Annotated in this window: 19 protein-coding genes; 10 read left to right on the plus strand and 9 right to left on the minus strand. The window is 67.4% G+C overall.

What is annotated here, in order from left to right; all coding sequences use genetic code 11:
- Positions 1-245 precede the first annotated feature (245 nt).
- Complete coding sequence (locus C2L58_RS14165; RefSeq protein ID WP_103338034.1) at positions 246-1457, plus strand: DUF262 domain-containing protein; 1212 nt, start codon at positions 246-248, stop codon at positions 1455-1457.
- 6 nt (positions 1458-1463) lie between these two features.
- The gene (locus C2L58_RS48590; protein WP_146073584.1) at positions 1464-2078 is read left to right on the plus strand and encodes a HEPN domain-containing protein; all 615 of its coding nucleotides are present in this window, start codon (positions 1464-1466) and stop codon (positions 2076-2078) included.
- A gap of 465 nt (positions 2079-2543) precedes the next feature.
- Here C2L58_RS48590 and C2L58_RS14170 read toward each other — a convergent pair whose 3' ends face one another.
- From C2L58_RS14170 to C2L58_RS14180, 3 genes are all read right to left on the minus strand, one after another.
- The gene (locus C2L58_RS14170; RefSeq protein ID WP_103338035.1) at positions 2544-2936 is read right to left on the minus strand and encodes a nuclear transport factor 2 family protein; all 393 of its coding nucleotides are present in this window, start codon (positions 2934-2936) and stop codon (positions 2544-2546) included.
- 110 nt (positions 2937-3046) lie between these two features.
- Entirely contained in the window at positions 3047-4234 is a 1188-nt protein-coding gene (locus C2L58_RS14175) for an RNA polymerase sigma factor (protein ID WP_103338036.1), read from the minus strand.
- Complete coding sequence (locus tag C2L58_RS14180) at positions 4231-4581, minus strand: YciI family protein (RefSeq protein ID WP_103338037.1); 351 nt, start codon at positions 4579-4581, stop codon at positions 4231-4233. The genes C2L58_RS14175 and C2L58_RS14180 overlap by 4 nt, the downstream gene beginning before the upstream one ends.
- 117 nt (positions 4582-4698) lie before the next feature.
- Here C2L58_RS14180 and C2L58_RS14185 point away from each other — a divergent pair, with 117 nt between their 5' ends.
- Positions 4699-5898 carry a cytochrome P450 family protein gene (locus C2L58_RS14185; RefSeq protein ID WP_233225710.1) on the plus strand — a complete coding sequence of 400 codons (1200 nt, stop codon included), beginning with the start codon at positions 4699-4701 and terminating at the stop codon, positions 5896-5898.
- On the opposite strand, the gene C2L58_RS14190 is transcribed toward C2L58_RS14185, so the two are convergent.
- Positions 5895-6545, minus strand: coding sequence for a hypothetical protein (locus tag C2L58_RS14190; RefSeq protein WP_103338038.1), 651 nt, complete (start codon positions 6543-6545; stop codon positions 5895-5897). The genes C2L58_RS14185 and C2L58_RS14190 overlap by 4 nt on opposite strands.
- Positions 6546-6633: 88 nt before the next feature.
- On the opposite strand from C2L58_RS14190, the gene C2L58_RS14195 reads away from it, so the two are divergent.
- Both C2L58_RS14195 and C2L58_RS14200 read left to right on the plus strand, forming a co-directional pair.
- Positions 6634-7011 (plus strand): nitroreductase family deazaflavin-dependent oxidoreductase, encoded by a 378-nt coding sequence (locus C2L58_RS14195; protein ID WP_199191263.1) that lies wholly within the window; start codon positions 6634-6636, stop codon positions 7009-7011.
- 2 nt (positions 7012-7013) lie between these two features.
- Positions 7014-7541 (plus strand): GNAT family N-acetyltransferase, encoded by a 528-nt coding sequence (locus C2L58_RS14200; protein WP_103338039.1) that lies wholly within the window; start codon positions 7014-7016, stop codon positions 7539-7541.
- Here the strand turns inward: C2L58_RS14200 and C2L58_RS14205 are convergent.
- The 4 genes from C2L58_RS14205 to C2L58_RS14220 form a co-directional block, all read right to left on the minus strand.
- A complete protein-coding gene (locus C2L58_RS14205) occupies positions 7534-7860 on the minus strand; it encodes an MmcQ/YjbR family DNA-binding protein (RefSeq protein ID WP_103338040.1) in 327 nt (108 codons plus the stop codon). The genes C2L58_RS14200 and C2L58_RS14205 overlap by 8 nt on opposite strands.
- A 38-nt stretch (positions 7861-7898) precedes the next feature.
- Positions 7899-9590: a bifunctional metallophosphatase/5'-nucleotidase gene (locus tag C2L58_RS14210; protein WP_103338088.1), complete on the minus strand. Its 1692-nt coding sequence runs from the start codon at positions 9588-9590 to the stop codon at positions 7899-7901.
- Between the two features lie 176 nt (positions 9591-9766).
- The gene (locus tag C2L58_RS14215; RefSeq protein ID WP_103338041.1) at positions 9767-10546 is read right to left on the minus strand and encodes an alpha/beta fold hydrolase; all 780 of its coding nucleotides are present in this window, start codon (positions 10544-10546) and stop codon (positions 9767-9769) included.
- Between the two features lie 38 nt (positions 10547-10584).
- On the minus strand, positions 10585-11664 hold the full coding sequence (locus C2L58_RS14220) for a Gfo/Idh/MocA family protein (protein WP_103338042.1): 1080 nt from the start codon (positions 11662-11664) through the stop codon (positions 10585-10587).
- A gap of 220 nt (positions 11665-11884) precedes the next feature.
- Between C2L58_RS14220 and C2L58_RS14225 the strand changes: the two genes are divergently transcribed.
- From C2L58_RS14225 to C2L58_RS14245, 5 genes are all read left to right on the plus strand, one after another.
- The gene (locus C2L58_RS14225) at positions 11885-12511 is read left to right on the plus strand and encodes a VanZ family protein (RefSeq protein WP_103338043.1); all 627 of its coding nucleotides are present in this window, start codon (positions 11885-11887) and stop codon (positions 12509-12511) included.
- Positions 12512-12745: 234 nt separating this feature from the next.
- On the plus strand, positions 12746-13306 hold the full coding sequence (mug, locus tag C2L58_RS14230) for a G/U mismatch-specific DNA glycosylase (protein ID WP_103338044.1): 561 nt from the start codon (positions 12746-12748) through the stop codon (positions 13304-13306).
- A gap of 266 nt (positions 13307-13572) precedes the next feature.
- On the plus strand, positions 13573-14358 hold the full coding sequence (locus tag C2L58_RS14235) for a response regulator transcription factor (protein WP_103338045.1): 786 nt from the start codon (positions 13573-13575) through the stop codon (positions 14356-14358).
- Positions 14359-14517: 159 nt separating this feature from the next.
- Positions 14518-16353 (plus strand): acyl-CoA dehydrogenase, encoded by a 1836-nt coding sequence (locus C2L58_RS14240; RefSeq protein WP_103338046.1) that lies wholly within the window; start codon positions 14518-14520, stop codon positions 16351-16353.
- A gap of 138 nt (positions 16354-16491) precedes the next feature.
- Positions 16492-16767, plus strand: a complete 276-nt coding sequence (locus C2L58_RS14245) for a GlsB/YeaQ/YmgE family stress response membrane protein (protein WP_013230904.1) — start codon at positions 16492-16494, stop codon at positions 16765-16767.
- Between the two features lie 61 nt (positions 16768-16828).
- Here the strand turns inward: C2L58_RS14245 and C2L58_RS14250 are convergent, their stop codons facing one another.
- Positions 16829-18244, minus strand: a complete 1416-nt coding sequence (locus C2L58_RS14250) for an MFS transporter (protein ID WP_103338047.1) — start codon at positions 18242-18244, stop codon at positions 16829-16831.
- Between the last annotated feature and the right edge of the window lie 107 nt (positions 18245-18351).

The raw sequence follows: 18351 nt of genomic DNA on the forward strand, positions 1-18351 counted from the left end.
GACGACCTCCACACACCGGGTGCACTGGCCGAAGTTCGGCCGGCGGACCGCGTGCCAGGTCTCCAAGTGCCGCAGCAGGTCGCGGCGAACCGCCGTCGAAATGATCAGCGTCCGGACACCGGTCCGCGACTTCGGGCTCGTTCCGCTTTGCGCGACTCGGCACAACGATGGTTCACATCGGCACCGGCATCTGACATGATCCGACTCAACCCAATAGCGAACGAGGCAAGCGGAGTTGAGGTTGAATGTCCATAGACGAGGCACCAGACTGGGACGATTCTGATGGTGAAGAAGCAGACGCAGGTAGCGGAGTAAGTTCCGAAGATGTCACACGCGCCGTGGTAACAGACACCGACTGGACAACTGAGACCATCCTGAGCCAGCTAAGGCGCGGCAATATTCAGCTTGATCCCAGGTTTCAGAGGCGAGACGCGTGGACCAAGTCGAGAAAAAGCAAGTTTATCGAATCCCTAATCCTTGGGCTACCAATTCCTCAAATTGTACTTGCGGAAGACAAGGGGCGTAGAGGCAAGTTCATCGTACTAGACGGAAAGCAACGACTTCTGGCATTACGTCAATTTGCGGCAGGCTCTAGCCTTGCAGTTCCCGATGCGGAAGAGAATTTTACCGGATATTCCCTGTCCGCACTGGAGGTTCGAGACGATCTTCGGCTCGCAACTTTGAAGAAGATGGAGAACGATGGTCGCTACGTGGACGACCTCAACGCTCTGCTGAATGAGACCATCAGAACCGTCGTAGTTCGCCAGTGGCCCAACGAGGATTTCCTTAATCTCGTTTTCCTAAGGTTGAACACCGGCAGCGTTAAACTGTCGCCTCAAGAACTCCGACAAGCTCTTCACCCCGGAGAATTCACAAACTTCCTAGATGATTTTGCAACTGAAAGCAGCTCCCTACAACGCGCGCTGCGAATCAAGAAGCCCGATTTCAGGATGCGCGACGTCGAGATTCTACTTCGCTATTTCGCATTCGAATATCGAATCGAGAAGTACACAGGAAACCTAAAGAAATTCCTCGACGAGACCGTACAGGAATTTAATGGTCATTGGGATTCACTGCAGGCGGAGATAGAGCTCACGGCAGACCGCTTCGCGGACGCAATCGAAGCAACCTTTAGCATCTTCGATGACAATGCCTTCTTTCGGTGGTCAAAAGGTGGCTATGAGGGTCGCTTCAATCGTGCAGTTTTTGACGTTATGGTCCATTATTTCGGCCAGCCTGCTATTCGTGATTTGGCAGTAGAAAAGGCAACTTTCGTCGAGAATGCATTTAAGGACCTCTGTGAAACTGACATCGAGTTCGTAGAGTCTATACAGACGACGACAAAGACACCGCTTGCAACGCATCGTCGACTATCGCGTTGGGGCCAGAAGTTGTCGACAGCGCTAGACGTTGACATTCGGATACCTACATTCGAAGACAACCGGATAAACTTGTAGGAAACCATGCCATCGGCGCGATTTAGTGATTTGACGAAACGAATCTCGGAGCTCAAGAGACATCTTCTCCCTCGCAAATTCGATCCTACTGGATCTTATTCCGATGCCGTTTATGAACGCGCAAGAGCTTTTAGGGTATTAGCCCATGCGGAGTTTGAGGCGTATATCGAAGATCGCGCGGCAGAAGTAGTGAACCGAGCCTTCGATGTTTGGAAGGACGCCGGCAAGCTTGCACCATGCCTACTATCTTTAGTGGCTTACAAAGACTCATTGCACCCAGTCCCAGGCTCGTTATCCGACTCTTCCAACAAGCATAAATTTCACAACCTTACTGGCGTTGTGGACGCGGCAAGAAACGAGTTCAATAAATACCTGCGACGACAAAACCATGGGATCAAGGAAAAGAACATACTAAGAATTCTAATACCAATCGGCATTAAGATAGAGGAGATAAATAGCTCCTGGCTTGTTACAACAGATACTTGGGCAGCCTCAAGGGGAGATGCTGCCCATAAAAGTGCGAAACTTCAAGTCAAACTTGATCCACAACATGAGCTAAAGACCGTTATGGAGATATTGGAAGGATTCGAAGAAATGGATCAGAAGATTGCGAATTTGTAGGTTTTGGGCGGCGACATGCTCATCGACGGGAACTTTGTATCGTCATGAGCGGCAATACGGTCGACTGGGGTACCGTAGCGGTTTTAGTAAAGGAGTCTAGTGCGACACCCAGGCCAGCGATTCAAACTGGATAATTCCGGCCTTCGAGCCAGAGACAGAAGGATCTGTGGCCGACGAATCTGGCTAGCCGGGCGGTCCATGATGGTTGCCGCCCGGCCGCGTGCTGACTTCTTATCAAGTGACAGGGGAGATCTGAGTGGGGCGCTCAGGTCATGCCATTAGCGTGCCATTCAGACCGGTCAAACAAGGTCAACAGCAGGCACCGGGAGACAGCCCCGCCCGCAGGTCAGGGCCACTTTCAAGCATGATCACCCTGGTCCCCAAGCCGAATACGCGGGTTCGATTCCCGTCATCCGCTCTCGCCGAAACCCCGGACCTTCCGCCCGGGGTTTTCGCTTTCCCCGATCAGGACCAGAAATTGTCGTCGGTGGCTTCGTCGCTCGAAACGTCCGTCAGTTCCGTGGCCTTGCCGTCGCGCATGCGGAAGACCAGGGCGTGCCGGGTGTCCAGTTGTTTTCCGTTACGCGTGCCGGTCGAGCGGTAGACGGTGACGACTTCCTCGTCGTTCGCGTAAACCTCCTCCAGGTCGACCCTGAGCGTTCCGCCGCTGCGCTCGGCCAGCTGCCCGTACATGGCGAGAATCGCGTCGCGGCCTTTGTGGTCGCCGGATAACACGTTGTGACCAGGCATGTGCTGCACGGCGTCCGGTGCGAGGAGTTCCGACAGCGCGGCGACGTCGCCCGCGGAAAATGCCTCGTACCCCCGGCGGATGAGAGTGGCATTCTGGTGTTCGGCCATGGGTGGCCTCCTCGAATAGGGCGTCCATCCATCGAACGCGCCTGCCCGGACCACGGTCAAGGCCCCGATTTTCACCGTGTGGTAAGGCAAACACCGACAGTCGGCGACAACTACCGTGATCCCAACCGGCGTTGCAAATGTGCCACATGAGGGGCGGGCAAGCCGGTTTCCACGGCGCGGTCCAACGCCTCGATGGCCGACGCGGAACCCAAGCGGTGCAACAACTCCGCCCGCGACGCGTGCCACCACGGGTAGTCGTCCAACTCCGTCAAGGCGTCCACCAGCTCCAATGCCGAGGCAGGGCCGTCGCGTTCCGCGACCGCGGCCGCCCGGTTCAAGCGGACCACCGGGGTGTCCTGGACCGACAACAACACGTCGTACCAGGAAATCACCGCGTCCCAGTTCGTCTCTTCGTAAGATGGCGCCAGGTCGTGGCACGCGGCGACAGCCGCCTGGACCACGTACGCGTTCGGTACCGATGGTGTGCGGCGCAAGCCCCGGGCGACCAGCTCGACGCCTTCCTTGATCAACGAGGTGTCCCACGACGAACGGTCCTGCTCGGAAAGCAACACCGGCACGCCCGACGAGAACCGCGCGGGACGGCGGGCGTCCTGCAGCAGCAGCAAAGCCAGCAGCCCCAACGCCGTCGGCTCGTCCGGCATCAGGGAAACCAGCAGGCGCGCCAGCCGCACGCCCTCCGCGAGCAGTGAAACGCGGCCCGTGTAGCCCTCGTTGAAGATCAGGTACACCGTCGACGCCACGCCGGCCAACCGCGCCGGCAGCTCCTCCGCCGACGGGACCCGGTACGGGATCCGCGCCTGAGCGATCTTCTGCTTCGCGCGCGTCAGCCGCTTCGCCATCGTCGCTTCGGGGACCAGCAGGCCCCGGGCGACCTCCGCCGTCGACAAACCGCCCAAGGTCCGAAGCGCCAAAGCCACCTGGGCGTCCAGGGACAACGCGGGGTGGCAGCACGTGAAGACGAGCCGCAGCAGGTCGTCGCGGACCACCAGCGGGTCGGGGAACGGGTCGATGTCGGGCATCGCGACGGCCTCCTTCCCCTGGCGCTTCGCCTCGCGGCGGACCACGTCCACCGCCCGGCGGCGGGCCGCGACCAGTAGCCAGCCGCGCGGATTTTCCGGGACGCCGTCGCGCGGCCACGTCTCCAGCGCGCGCACGACGGCGTCCTGGACCGCGTCTTCGGCCAGGTCGACGCTGCCGGTGACGCGGACCAGCGTGGCCAGTACCCGGGTGCCCTCCTCCCGGACCAGCCGCGCGACCGCGTCCCCGGCGCCGGTCACTTGCCGAAGTCGACGACCGGCCGGACCTCGATCGCGCCGTCCCAAGCGCCCGGGATCCGGGCGGCGACCTTGACCGCTTCGTCGAGGTCGGCGCATTCGAGCAGGTAGAAGCCGGTGAGGGCTTCCTTGGTCTCCGCGTACGGGCCGTCGCTGGTGACGAGGTCGCCGCCCTTGCCGCCGGTGACGCGGACCGTGGTCGCGGTCGCCGTCGGGTACAGGGCCGCGCCGCCGCGGATCACCGCGGCCGCGCCCTCGCCGAACTCGTTGTAGTCCTTCATCAGGTCCGTGGCCTCGGGCGTGGTCGGGTCGATGTCGGTGGCGTAGATGATCGCGGCGTACTGGGGCATGGCTGCTCCTCACAAGTCCTGACCGGCGCCGATCGCCGGTTCTCACTGTAAGGACGAACGGGCGAAGCCGCGCCGGGACACTTGTCGCGAAGAAAGTTCGGCGGGCAGGGTGAACCCATGGGAGAGCCCGCGCTGTTCGGTCCGGACTTCGATCGCGACCCCGCACCCGCCTACGCCTGGCTGCGCGAACGACCGCCGCACCGGCTCGGCTTTCCCACCGGCACCTGGGCCTGGCTGATCACGCGGTACGACGACGCCGTCAAGGCGCTCAACCACCCCGCGCTGGTCAAGAGCCCCGCCGCCGGCAACGAGGAGTGGCAGCGCTCGGGCATGGGCCTGCCGCTCGACCACCGGCCGTCGCTCGCGTCGAACATGATCAACACCGATCCGCCCGAGCACACCCGGTTGCGACGCGCCTGTGCCGGCGCGTTCGGCCCGCGCCGGATGCAGCACCTGCGCGAACGCGCCCAGCAGGTGACCGACGAGCTGATCGACGCCGTCGAAGCACGCGGGCACGGTGACCTGGTCACCGACCTCGCCTACCCACTGCCGATCGCGATCATCTGCGACCTGCTCGGGGTGCCCGAGCGGTACCGCGAAGACGTGCACGAGTGGTCCCTGGTCATCGACTCCGCCGACGACACCGACGGTTCGAAGGTCCGCGAAGCCACCGACGTGCTGGAACAGCTGGTCACCGAGGTCGTCGAGGCCAAGCGGGCGAGGCGCGGTACCGACCTGATCAGCGACCTCGTCGCCCAGGAGGCCACCGGCACGCTCTCCGCGGACGAGGTGACGTCGACGGCGTTCCTGATCCTGATCGGCGGCCACGAAACGACCGTCGGGCTGATCGCCACCGGCGCGCTCGCGCTGCTGACCCACCCCGGCGAAGCAGCGAAGGCGCGTCAGGATCCTCAACACCGCGCCGCCGTCATCGAGGAGACGCTCCGGCTGCACGCGCCGCTCCAGAACGCGACCTGGCGGTTCCCGACCGAGGACGTCGAGATCGGCGGCCGGCTCATGCGGCCGGGCGACCCGATCCTCGTGTCGGTGCTGGCCGCCGGCCGCGATCCCGCGGCCTTCGATGAACCGGACGCCTTCCGGCCGGGACAGCGAGCCGCGGAACGCCGGCACATCGCCTTCGGTGCGGGACCGCACCTGTGCATCGGCGCGGCCCTCGCCCGGCTGCAGGCCGACGTCGCCTTCGAGACCCTGCTCCGCCGCCTTCCGACGGCCCGGCTCGCCGTCGCCGAAGAGGAGCTGACCTGGTGGCCGAGCCCGATCACGCGCGGGCTCTTCCAGCTGCCAGTCCAGCTCTAACCTTCGACGAGCTCCCAGTCGGCGTCCGGCGTGGCGCGGTCGTACACCTGGCCCGGCGCGGCCTTGAGCACGCTGCGCACGTCCGGGTACAGGTTCGCCACGTGCTCCAGCTCCAGGCCCTCGACCTCGAAGTCCTCCGCCTCCGGGACCTCGAAGCCGACGAACAGCCACGTGCCGTCCTGCTCGCGGACGACCTGGCGGACCGCGCGCACCGGCTGCTGCGGGCCGGTCGGGATCTCCGTGAGGCCGCTGCTGATCTGGGCTTCGTCGTCCGGCGAGCCCTCGTACTTCCAGGCCGCGCGACGCTGGGCGAGCAGCCGGACGTCCTCGTCTTCGTCGTCGGAACCGGTCACCGACGAGAGCAGCCACGTGCGGCGCTCCGGGTCCCAGTCGGCGGCCATCCCGGTCGGCAGATCCGCCAGCGCCGCCAGCTGCGGCAGCAGTTCGACGGCTTCGCGCAGCGACATCTTGCCGAAGTTCTCGCGGTTGACCAGCACGTCGTCGGACAGCTCGGTGCCGTCGCTGATGAACCAGTCGTCCTCGTCGTCCAACACGACGAAGCCCAGCTCGTCGGGGTCGTTCACCAGGGCCAGCGCGATGATGACCGGCCCTTCCGGATCCTGGCGCAGCGGCCATGCGGTCGACATGCGCCATATCCCACCATCGGGCGACCTCGCGCCGGGAAGCGGGGTCGCCCGGTCGATTAATTCATCGAATGTTGATATTATCCGAGTCATGGTGCTGCCCAAGGGACTCGCCCGCTTCAACCGCGTGGCGACCAACCGGATCAACAAGTACGTGGTCGGCTGGGCCCCGGGGTTCGGCATGATCGTCCACAAGGGACGAAAGTCCGGCAAGGAGTACCGCACCCCGCTGAACGTCTTCCGCACGGACGACGGATTCGTCGTCGCACTCACCTACGGCCCGGACACCGACTGGGTGAAGAACGTGCTGGCCGCGGAGAGTTGCACGGTGATCACGCGCCGCCGTAAATACCGCGTGCACTCACCCCAGCTCGTGCATGATGAGTCGCGGCAAACCATGCCGACACCCGTGCGGCAGTTCCTCGGCCTGCTGGATGTCAACGACTTTCTGCTGGTGAAACGGGAGTAGAGATGCTCGAGGGGGAACTCGTCCGGCTGCGTGCGCTGGAGCCGGAGGATGCCGGACGGCTGCATCCGTGGACCTACGACCCCGAGGTCGGCCGGTGGATGGTCAACGAGCACCCGCTGTCGCTGGCCCAGGTGCGCAAGCGCTGCGAGGAGCGCGCGCTCAACACCTACGGAAAAGTCGTCCTCGGCATCGAAGCCAAGGCCGAGCGCAAGCTCATCGGCGTCATCGACCTGCGGGACGCCGAGCCCGAGCTCGGTGAGGCCACGCTGGACGTCTACATCGGCGACGCCGGGTACCGGGGCGGCGGCTACGGCACCGAAGCCCTGCGCATGATGTGCCGCTACGGCTTCACCGCCATGCGCCTGCACCAGATCACGCTGTGGGTGGTCGCCGAAAACGAGGCCGCCCGGCACGTCTACCGCAAGATCGGGTTCGTCGAAGAGGGCCGGCACCGCGAGAGCTTCATCGACGCCGACGGCGAGCGCCACGACATGATCCTGATGAGCATGCTGCGCGGGGAGCTCAAGTGAGCAACCGGCGCGGCGCCTTCAGCCGCCACGCCTCTTCGAGCAGCTCGCGCAGCTGATCGACGTCCACGCGGTCCAGGTCGACGATGATCGAGCCGTACCCGTCGTAGTGCGGGGTCGTGAAGAAGGCCGCGTCGCCGGAATCCAGCAACGCGGCCTTTTCGTCGTGGCCGCACAGCACCACCAAGCCGCCTTCGGCCTCGGTGCGCAGCCGCGCGAACCCCTTGCCCGCCACCTTCAGCGCGGGCGTGCGGTACCACGTCGACGCCTCCACCTCCGGCAGTCCGGAGGCGAGGCGCACGACGTCTTCCCAGGTCGTCATGGGTCCATTGTCGACCCGGTGTCTTGGAGAAACGGGAACTACGGCAGCTGGGTGATCCGGTCCGCCGCGGGCGGGGCCAGGTTGGGGTGCGCACCCAGGTAGGCGATCAGCGCGTCGAGGTCCACCGGGCCACCCGCGAGGTTCGTGCCCTTGGTGAACTCGGCGAAGCCGTCCCCGCCGGCGGCGAGGAAGTTGTTCACCGACACGCGGTACGACGCCGCCGGGTCGACCGGCGTGCCGTTCACCGTGATGTTCGAAACGCGCGAACCGACCGGCGCGCCCGCCGAGTAGCTGTAGTGCAGCGAGCTCGAGATCTGCAGGATCCGCGTGGTGGTCGCGGTCCACTGCTGCTCCAGCACGTTCTTCAGGTTCGCGCCGGTCAGCGTGATCGTCTGCATGATGTTCGAGAACGGCTGGACGGTGAACGCCTCGCCGTAGGTCACCACGCCGTCACCCTCGCCGTTCGGCGACGACTTGTACGTCAGGTCGGCGCGGATACCGCCCGGGTTGGTCATCGCGATGACCGCGTTGTTCGACTGCGTGCCCGCGAGCTGGGCGTCGGCGATGACGTCGCCGAGCGACGACTCACCGGCCGCGTTGCCCGCCGCCGGCAGGTCGGCGGTGATGGTGCCGACCTGCTTGTTCGCGATCGGCGCGGACTTGGTCTTGGCGTCGGCGACCAGCGCGGCCACGGCCGGGTCCGGCGTGACCGTGCGGGTGACGATCTCGTTGAATGCCTTGGTCTGCGAGCGCACGACGTCGCGCGTCTTGCGGCTGATCTTCAGGTCCACCACCGACAGCAGCCGGCCGAACGACGAGCCCTGGATGACCGGCCGCGGCTGGCCGGCCGGGTCGTTGATCACGCAGTTGTACTGCTGGTGGCTGTGCCCGGTGAAGAAGGCGTCGACCTTCGGCGTCACCGCGGCCGCGATCACCGCGGCCGGGCCGGGGCGCAGCTTGCAGTCGTTCGGGCCTTCGACCTCGGTGCCGTCACCCTGGTGCATCAGCACGACCTGGGCCTTGACGCCGAGGAAGTCGAGCAGGTTCGCGGTCCGGTTGATCGCCTCGACCTCGTCACCGAACTTCAGGCCCTTGATGGCCTCCGGCGTGACGACGGACGGCAGGTCCTTCAGCGTGGCGCCGATGACACCGACCGGCACGCCGCCTTCGAACTTCACGGTGAACGGCAGCAGCGCGGGCAGGCCGTTGGTGAAGTACACATTGGACGCGATGAAGGGGAAGTTCGCACCCTTGAAGGTCTTCTCGAACTGGCAACCATCGGTCGGGTGGCAGCCGCCGAACTGCATGCGCTGCAGTTCCTGGTAGCCCTCGTCGAACTCGTGGTTGCCGACGACGGACGCGCCGACGCCCAGCATGTTCAGGAAGTCGATGGTCGGCTCGTCGTGGAACAGCGCCGACGTCAGCGGCGACGCGCCGATGTTGTCCCCGGCGGACACGACGAACGAGTTGGCCACCTGCGCCCGCAGCTGCTTCACGTGCGTGGCCAGGTAGGCGGCCCCGCCGGCGTCCACAGTGGTCCCGTCCGACTGCACCACGCGGCCGCTGGAGCCCGACGGCGGCTCCAGGTTGCCGTGCAGGTCGTTGAACCCGATGATCCGGACGTCGGTGGTGGAATCCGGGCGCTGGCCCGCGGACGCGGGTGCGGTGGTCACCGCCGTGGTCGCCAGCGCGGCTGCGGCCAATACCGCAAGCCGGGTCGAAAGCTGCAACAACCGGGGCTCCGCCCCGGGCCGGGGGCTACGCCACCCGGAACCCCCGAAAAAATGCCTCATGAGTGTTCCTCCGATTCGCGCCCCAGGTCCCCGAACGGGCGCACGGCGGAGGATTCTGCCTCGCGGAGGAGTCACCTACCAGGGTCAAAAGACGGACGTAAAGCGAATGTCACCTAACGGCTTCCCTCGAGCAGCACCCGCGCCACGAGGTCCGGGTCGTCGTTCATCGGCACGTGCCCGCAGCCGGGCAGCAGCCGGAACGTCCCGTGTGGCGCGACTTTCCGCAGGTCGGCGACGCGCGGCCGGGCGAGGATCCGGTCACGTTCGGCCCAGGCGATGGTCACCGGGACGCCGGTGACCGGGCCGGTGAAGCGGAAGTCGCCCCGGGACTGCGCGGCGGTGGGCTCGAAGCCCGGGGCGGTGGCGAGCGCGTGCGCGTCCTCGACCACGGTGTCGGGGGTCTGCAGCTCGGGCCGTCCGACGATCATCCCGGTCAGCGCGCGCCGCCCGGACGCGCTCGCGGCGATGCGGCGCACGACGTGCGGCGGCGTGCGCTGCGCCAGGGCGCGGTGGGCCTTGAGCGTGGCGATCGCGTACACCTTCTGGGTCCGGTTCCACAGCCCGGCCGGCGACAGGGCCGTGACGCTGCGGACCAGCCCGGCCTGCCCGAGGGCCAGCGACAGCAGGCCGCCGAGCGAGTTGCCGGCGACGTGCGGCCGGGCGAGCCCGAGGTCGGTGAAGAGCTGCTTGAACATCACCAGCGCGGGCTCGACGCCGTACCCGCCGGACGGCTCGGGCGACTCGCCGAAGCCGGGCAGGTCGACGGCGATGACGTCCCGATGGGCCGTGAGCAGCGGGAACACCGGCGCCCACGCCTGGCGGCGGTGGCCGATGCCGTGGATCAGCACCAGCGGCTCGCCCCGGCCCGCACGGTCGTAGACAACGTCGTCCATGACCCGAGGGTAGCGGAATCTGCAACCGCCGGTAACAGTTACTTTGCGTCCGGCTCGACCCGCGTCCCGCTGTCCGCCGACCGCTGGACGGCGTCGAGCACGCGGTGCACCCGCAGGGCGTGCGCGAAGTCCGGCAGGTCGCCCTTGAGGTGCCGGGCGTAGGCGTGGGCCACGTTGTACGAGGGTTCGGCGCTGCGGCCGGCCAGCTGCAGCAGCTCGTACCGCGCGGGCACGGTGAGCTTCTCCAGCGTGCCCGTCCGGCTGCCGCGCAGCGTCAGCTTCGCGATCCAGAACAGCGGGTCCGCGGCCCCGACGACCAGCGTGCCCTCGGTGCCGTTGATCTCCCAGTGGAAGTCCGTCGCCGGCGACGTGCCGCCACGCAGGTGCACCGACGCGACGGCGCCGCCGGTCAGCACGCCGGTGACGGCGATCTGGTCCGGCGCCGTCATCTCGACGGACTCGCCGGTGACCTCGTCGCGCACCCGCGGCCGGACGGTCGCCATCGTCGCCGAGAGCTCGGCGAAGCCGCCGAGGACCATGGCCAGCGCGTCGACGGTGTGCGCGAACGGGATGGTCAGCATCGTCGCCCCGCCCGCGGGGTGGAGCTGGTAGTCGCGGCCGGCCCGCACGGATGGGCCCCAATTCGCGCCCGAAGCGATCAGCGACGTCGAAAGCACGCGGCCGACGTAACCGTCCTTGATGAGGTCGCGCAGGTAGCGCAACGCCGGCGCGGACCGGCCCTGGAGGCCGACCGCGGTCGTCTTGTCCCGGGCCGCCTCGGCCAGCGCCTCGGTTTCGGCGAGGCTCACGCCCAGCGGCCACTCGCTCAGCACCTGCTTGCCCGCGGCGAGCGCGGGTTCGATGAGCGCCCGGTGCTGCGGCACCTTCACGGCGACCACGACGAGGTCGACCTCCGGGTGCTGGGCCAGCTCCCCGGCGTCGCCGAAGGTCAGCGGCACGCCGTACTTCTCGCCGGCCACCCGCGCCGAGTCGGCGCTGCTGCCGGCGAGCGCGCGGAGTTCGTAGCCGTCCACCGCGGCCAGCGCGGGCACGTGCGCGGTCGCGGCCCAGCCGCCGTTCGCGCTGAGCCCGACGATGCCGACCCGGAGCGGTGCCATGAGCGTTCCTTTCGGTTGCCTGCATAGAGCCCGACGTGCCGAGCGTCGTGCGCATTCCCGTATCGGCGCAAGCCGCATCCGGTTACGCCGGCATGACTTCGCTCACCCACGGTCCACCGATCGGCCGCGGACGGGTCGGCCGACTGGCCGATGGCGCCCGCGGACCGTCGGGCTCTTCGACCGAAGCGGCACCGGGGGCAGGATCCATAGCGTCGATGGCATGACGAACGCACAGCTCACCGCCCTGCAGTACGGCTTCATCGCCTTCCTGGCGCTGTGGGCCGTGGTGCTGGTGCCGCAGCTGATCACCCAGCTCGCCCGGCACGGCGGCCCGCGGCTGCGCGGCCTCGCGACCACCGCGGCGGTGCTGCTCTACGGCTGCATGACGCTCGCGGTCGTCTTCCTGCCGCTGCCGGGCCCCGGCACCCGCCGGCTCGCCCAAACCGTGCAGCTGCACCCGTTCCAGTGGATCGCCGACATCCACACGGAGCTGCTCAAGCACGGTGGGCAGTGGTTCACGACGCAGACGTTCCAGCAGGCGTGCCTGAACGTCCTGCTGTTCGTGCCGCTCGGGGTGTTCGCCCGGATCCTCTGGCGCCGCGGCCTGACCGGCACCGCGCTGATCGGCTTCGCGGCGTCACTGTTCATCGAGTTCACGCAGCTCACGGCCAACTTCGGCACGGCGCCGTTCGCCTACCGCATCTTCGACGTCGACGACCTCATGAACAACACGTTCGGCGCCGTCGCCGGCTGGGTGTTCGGGACACTGCTGCTGACGCTCCGGCGTTCAACGGTCGACGTGCAGCCGGCCCGGAGCGAGCGGGTCCACCTCGCCAAGACGCGCTAGCCGCGCTTTCCGCTGCAGCGCGGCCCGTTTGGCGGCCCGCCGGTCTTCCAGGACGACAACGAGCGCGGCTACGGCCAAGACCAGCGCGACCAGCCCGAGGACGATCGGAAGCTGCACGAAATCCTCCTCGGTACGGCGCTGTGCGGGAGATCACACAGGTTACGCAGGTTCGTGGCGAATTGGCTACCCCCCGCGACGAGAGCGGCGAACCAGGGCGTGCCGGAAACTGGACGGGTGAGCACCCGACCCACGAAGGACCAGCTGGCCGCGGCGCACAACGCCACCATCCCCGACGTCATCGCCCCCGGCCTCGACGTCCTCTTCTGCGGCATCAACCCCGGCCTCTACTCCGGCGCGCTCGGCCGGCACTTCGCCCGCCCCGGCAACCGCTTCTGGCCCGCGCTCCACAAGGGCGGCTTCACCCCGCGGCTGTACGACCCCAGCGAGCAGGACCTGCTGCTCGACCTCCGCCTCGGCATCACGAACGTCGTCGCGCGGACCACCGCCCGCGCCGACGAACTGACCGGCGACGAGCTGCGCGAGGGCGGAAAACTGCTGGTCGCGAAGGTGCTCGAGTACCGGCCGCGGTGGCTGGCCGTCGTCGGGATCACCGCCTACCGGACCGCCTTCGGCTTCCCGAAGGCGCGCGTCGGACGGCAGGACCACCGGATCGGCGACACCCACGTGTGGGTGCTCCCGAACCCGAGCGGACTCAACGCCCACTGGACGCCGGCCGGCCTGGCGGCCGAGTTCGCCGAGCTGCGAGCCGCATCCGGAGACTGTCGAAATCGTTGAACGCGCTGCGGGCCACCCTCAGTAGCGCCAACTGCCCCATCAGGCCCTTTCCCGCCCAGCCGCGCCCACTCTCCATGATCGACTTCTACGGAAAGTTTGCTGTGACCGGCGGATTGGGCCATGAGGGGGATTTGGCGTCATGAGCTGCGCAATCGCGACTCGTACCAAGCAGGAGGAGTCACTTCCGGCCGGGTCCAAGCAGGGAACCGGACGGTGCCGGAGACGTCCGGCACCCGGGAGCGACCGCGCAGAGACGGAGGCCCGCGATGCACGGCATCGAGCCCACCCGCAGGCCCGCGGGGCCGGCCGGACCAGGCGGGCGCAGCCTCGGCGTGGCGGTCGTCGATCCCGTGCCGATCTTCCGCGACGGCCTCGCCGCGCTCGTGCACCGCAACCAGGGGCTGCACTGGGCCGGGCAGGCCGCCAGCCACCACGCGGCCCTGCAGCTGTGCGAGCAGGTCAAGCCGGACGTCGTCCTCCTGGACTCGGCGATCGACCCCAACTGCCACCTGACCAAACTGCTCAACACCGGCGACCCTGCGCTGATCCTGGTCATCCTGATCCGTGACGCGAATCGCACGCAGCAGTACCTCGCGGCCGCGATCGCCGCCGGGGCGCACGCGATCGTGCCGCGGTCGATCGATTCGCGGCGGCTCGCCGAAGCGATCCGGCGGGCCCACAGCGAACGCCGTTACATCGACCCGGCGCTGGCCGCCTTGACCGCCCGGCCGAAGCGCACGGCCGCCCCGAAGGGCGACCTCGCCCACGACAGCCCGCCGGCGCCACGCGGCGGGATGCCGCTGTCCAGGCGCGAGTACCAGGTGCTCCAGCTGGTCGCCGAAGGGCTGGAGAACTCGGCGATCGCGAAGCTGCTGTTCCTGTCCGTCGAGACCGTCCGGACCCACGTGAAGAGCATCCTGCGCAAGCTGTCCGCCCGGGACCGGACACACGCGGTGACGATCGCCTTCCGCAGCGGGATCCTGATCGCCCGCGCCGAAGACGGGCACGTCCCGGTGACGGCGGACACAACGGCGATCCCCGGCCACCCCTGACCGCTCTTTCCCAGGCCGAAGGCAACATTTCGGTGGATTTCGATTACTCGGAAGTGCGGATCTGCTTGCCCTGGTTACCCGCAGGTAATATCCTGAAGTTACCGGCGAGTAAGGCGACTGTGTGCCCGGCCGGGGAGCCGAACACATTGGAGTGACGACATGGGCCACTACAAGAGCAACGTCCGAGACCTGGAGTTCAACCTCTTCGAGGTACTCGGCGTGCAGGAGCGCCTGGGCAAGGGCGTGCTCGCCGAATCCGACGAAGAGACCGCCCGCGGGGTGCTGTCCGAGCTGAACAAGCTCGCGACCGGCCCGCTCGCCGAGTCCTTCGCCGACGCCGACCGCAACCCGCCCGTGTACGACCCGAAGACGTTCAGCGTCAAGATCCCCGAGTCCTTCAAGAAGAGCTACAAGCAGCTCCTGGACGGCGAGTGGTGGCGCCTCGGCCTCACCAACGACCTCGGCGGCTTCGGCCTGCCCCCGACCGTGCAGTGGGCGGCGTCCGAGCTCATCCTGGGCGCGAACGCCCCGCTGTTCATGTACATGGCGGGCCCGAACTTCGCGATGATCGTGAACAAGAACGGCACCGAAGAGCAGAAGCACTGGGCCCAGCTCATGATCGACCGGGCCTGGGGCGCCACGATGGTGCTGACCGAGCCGGACGCCGGCTCCGACGTCGGCGCGGGCCGCACCAAGGCCACCAAGCAGGAGGACGGCTCCTGGCACATCGACGGCGTGAAGCGGTTCATCACCTCGGCCGAGCACGACATGAGCGAAAACATCATGCACCTGGTGCTCGCCCGCCCCGAGGGTCCCGGCATCGAGACCAAGCCGGGCACCAAGGGCCTGTCGCTGTTCCTCGTGCCGAAGTTCCACTTCGACTCGCAAACCGGTGAGCTGGGCGAGCGCAACGGCGCCTACGTCACGAACGTCGAGCACAAGATGGGCATCAAGGCCTCGACGACCTGCGAACTGACCTTCGGCCAGCACGGCACCCCGGCCAAGGGCTGGCTGCTCGGCGAGGTGCACGACGGCATCGCGCAGATGTTCCAGGTCATCGAGTACGCCCGGATGATGGTCGGCACGAAGGCCATCGCGACGCTGTCGACGGGTTACCTCAACGCGCTCGAGTACGCCAAGGAGCGCGTCCAGGGCGCCGACCTGCCGAACATGCTGAACAAGGCCGCCCCGCGCGTCACCATCACCCACCACCCGGACGTCCGCCGCTCGCTGATGCTCCAGAAGGCGTACGCCGAGGGCCTCCGCGCGGTGTACCTCTACACGGCGTCGTTCCAGGACCAGCTGTGGATCGGCGAGGGCGACCAGAAGCTCGCGCACGGCGTCAACGACCTGCTGCTGCCGATCGTCAAGGGCGTTGGCTCCGAGCGCGCCACCGAGCAGCTCGTGCAGTCGCTGCAGACGCTGGGCGGGTCCGGCTTCCTGCAGGACTACCCGATCGAGCAGTACATCCGCGACGCCAAGATCGACTCGCTGTACGAGGGCACCACGGCGATCCAGTCGCTGGACTTCTTCTTCCGGAAGATCGTCCGCGACAAGGGCCGGTCGCTGGCCTTCGTCGCCGGGGAGATCACCAAGTTCATCGAGTCCGAGGCGGGCAACGGCCGGCTCAAGAACGAGCGTGCGCTGCTCAAGCAGGCCCTCGAGGACACCCAGGGCATGCTCGGCTCGCTGATCGGCTACCTGACGGCGTCCCAGGAGGACGCGCAGAGCATCAACAAGGTCGGCCAGCACACGGTCCGCCTGCTGATGTCCGTCGGCGACCTGCTCATCGGCTGGCAGCTGCTCAAGCACGCCGAGGTCGCGATCGGCAAGCTCGACGCCGGTGCGTCCGCCAAGGACGTCCCGTTCTACGAGGGCAAGATCGCCTCGGCCTCGTTCTTCGCGAAGCAGGTGCTGCCGGAGCTGACCGCCCGCCGCGCCATCGTGGAGGCCGCCGACAACGCGCTCATGGAGCTGGACGAAGCCGCGTTCTGATCAACGTGTTCCGCCGAAGGGCCCCTTCCCACCCGGAAGGGGCCCTTCCGGCGTTTCGAGGTCATACCGCCGGGGAATTCCGTCTGCGAGTTCGCGGGACCGAGTGGCCGGACCCGCGACCACCGAGAGGAGATAGTGATGACTGTCGCCGGCATCATCAGCGCCATCGTCGTCGGGCTGATCATCGGCGTTCTGGGCCGGCTGCTCGCTCCCGGCAAGCAGAACATCCCGATCTGGCTGACCATCGTGATCGGTATCATCGCCGCCTTCATCGGTACGGCAATCGCTCGTGGTCTCGGCTACGCCGACACGAACGGAATCGACTGGCTGGAGATCCTCACCCAGGTCGTGCTGGCCGCGATCGGTGTCAGCATCGCCGCGGGTGCCTATGGCCGTCGCGGTGTAACCCGGTAACTTCCCGGAACTCGAGCCCGGCCGGTCCACCTTCGGGTGAACCGGCCGGGCTTTTCCGTGCCTACCGCCGGGCCGACGCGCGGGCGAGCGCGACGCCGAATCCGGCACCCACCAGCAGCAGTGCCGCGGCCAAGGTCATCGTCGTGGTGATGGCGTGGGCGGACGAACCACCGGCGAGGGTCAGGAAGAGACTCCCGAACGTCGCCACCCCGACGACCTGGCCCAGCTGCAACGTCGTCGTGAGCAGGCCGCTGGCGTCCGCCGCGCTTTCGAGCGGGACGTGGGTCAGCGCGTGCGCCATCAGGGACCCGAACGCCAGGCCCATGGAAAGGCCGAACAGCAGGAGCGCGGCGAGGAACAGCGCGCCGCCGTTTCCGCCGTCCTTCAGGCTTAACCCGAGCAATGCGTACGCGACCGCCGACCCCACGTAGCCGCAGGGCGTCAGTGCCGCGTGGACGCGCTCGGGCAGCTTGTGCCAGAAGAACCCGCACACGCCGAAGAGCACGCCACCGGGGGCCATGGTGAGCCCGGCGGCCAGAGCCGTCTCGCCGAGGCCCGCCTGCAGGTGCAAGGCCACGCAGAAGAGGAAACCGCCGTAGGACGCCACGCCGGTGGCCAGCGCGGCCAGTCCCGGTGCGACCCCGCGGACCCGCAGCACGCCGAGGTTGACCAGCGGGTCGCGCACCCGGCGTTCCACGACCACGAACAGCACCGCCAGCAGCACGCCCGCCACGAGCGAGACGAACGTCCACACCGGCCAGCCGGTTTCGTGCCCGAGGACGAGCGGCAGCACGATGAGCACCACGGCGGGCACCGCGAGCGCGAGGCCGGCGAGGTCGAGCCGGCGGCCCGCTTTCGCCGCGCCACCGGGCACGAGCCGCAGGGCGAGCGCGGCCACGAGCACCCCGATCGGCACGTTCACCAGGAAGATCGGCCGCCAGCCCGTGCCGAAGAGGTCCGCGCCGACGAGCACGCCGCCGAGCACCTGGCCCGCCACGAACGCGACCGAGATGACCGCGGTGTACGCGCTGAGCGCCTTGGCGCGCGCGGGCCCGCTGAACTGCGCCTGGATGACGCTGATGACCTGCGGCATCATCAGCGCGGCGCCGGCGCCCTGGGCGATCCGCGCGACGACCAGCGTCACCGGGTCCGGCGCGAAGCCGCAGGCCAGCGAGCAGACGGTGAAGGCGACGACGCCGGTGACGAACAGCCGTCGCCGTCCGAACAGCTCGCCGAGCCGGGCGCCGGTGATCAGCAGCATCGCGTAGCCCACGGTGTAGCCGGAAACGACGAGCTGCAGCGCGGCGCCGGACGCGTGCAGATCGGTGCGGATGTCGGTCATGGCGACGTTCACGACGGTGACGTCGAGCAGCGCCATGAACTGGCCGAGCAGCAGGACGGCCAGCATGAACCACGGCCGCCGGTCCGGCCGGGCGGCCCGGTCCGGGGTGGCCGGGGCAGGGGTGGTCAGTGTCATGCCCCTGACCTTGGGGTTCTTGGGTTGTGCGCGGAGAGAGCCTGGTGATGCTGGTACTGGGAGCACCTGGTTCGGCAGCTGCCTGGGAGTCGCGCCGCCGAAAATTG

The sequence above is a fragment of the Amycolatopsis sp. CA-126428 genome, from assembly GCF_002904335.1.
GTDB lineage: Bacteria > Actinomycetota > Actinomycetes > Mycobacteriales > Pseudonocardiaceae > Amycolatopsis.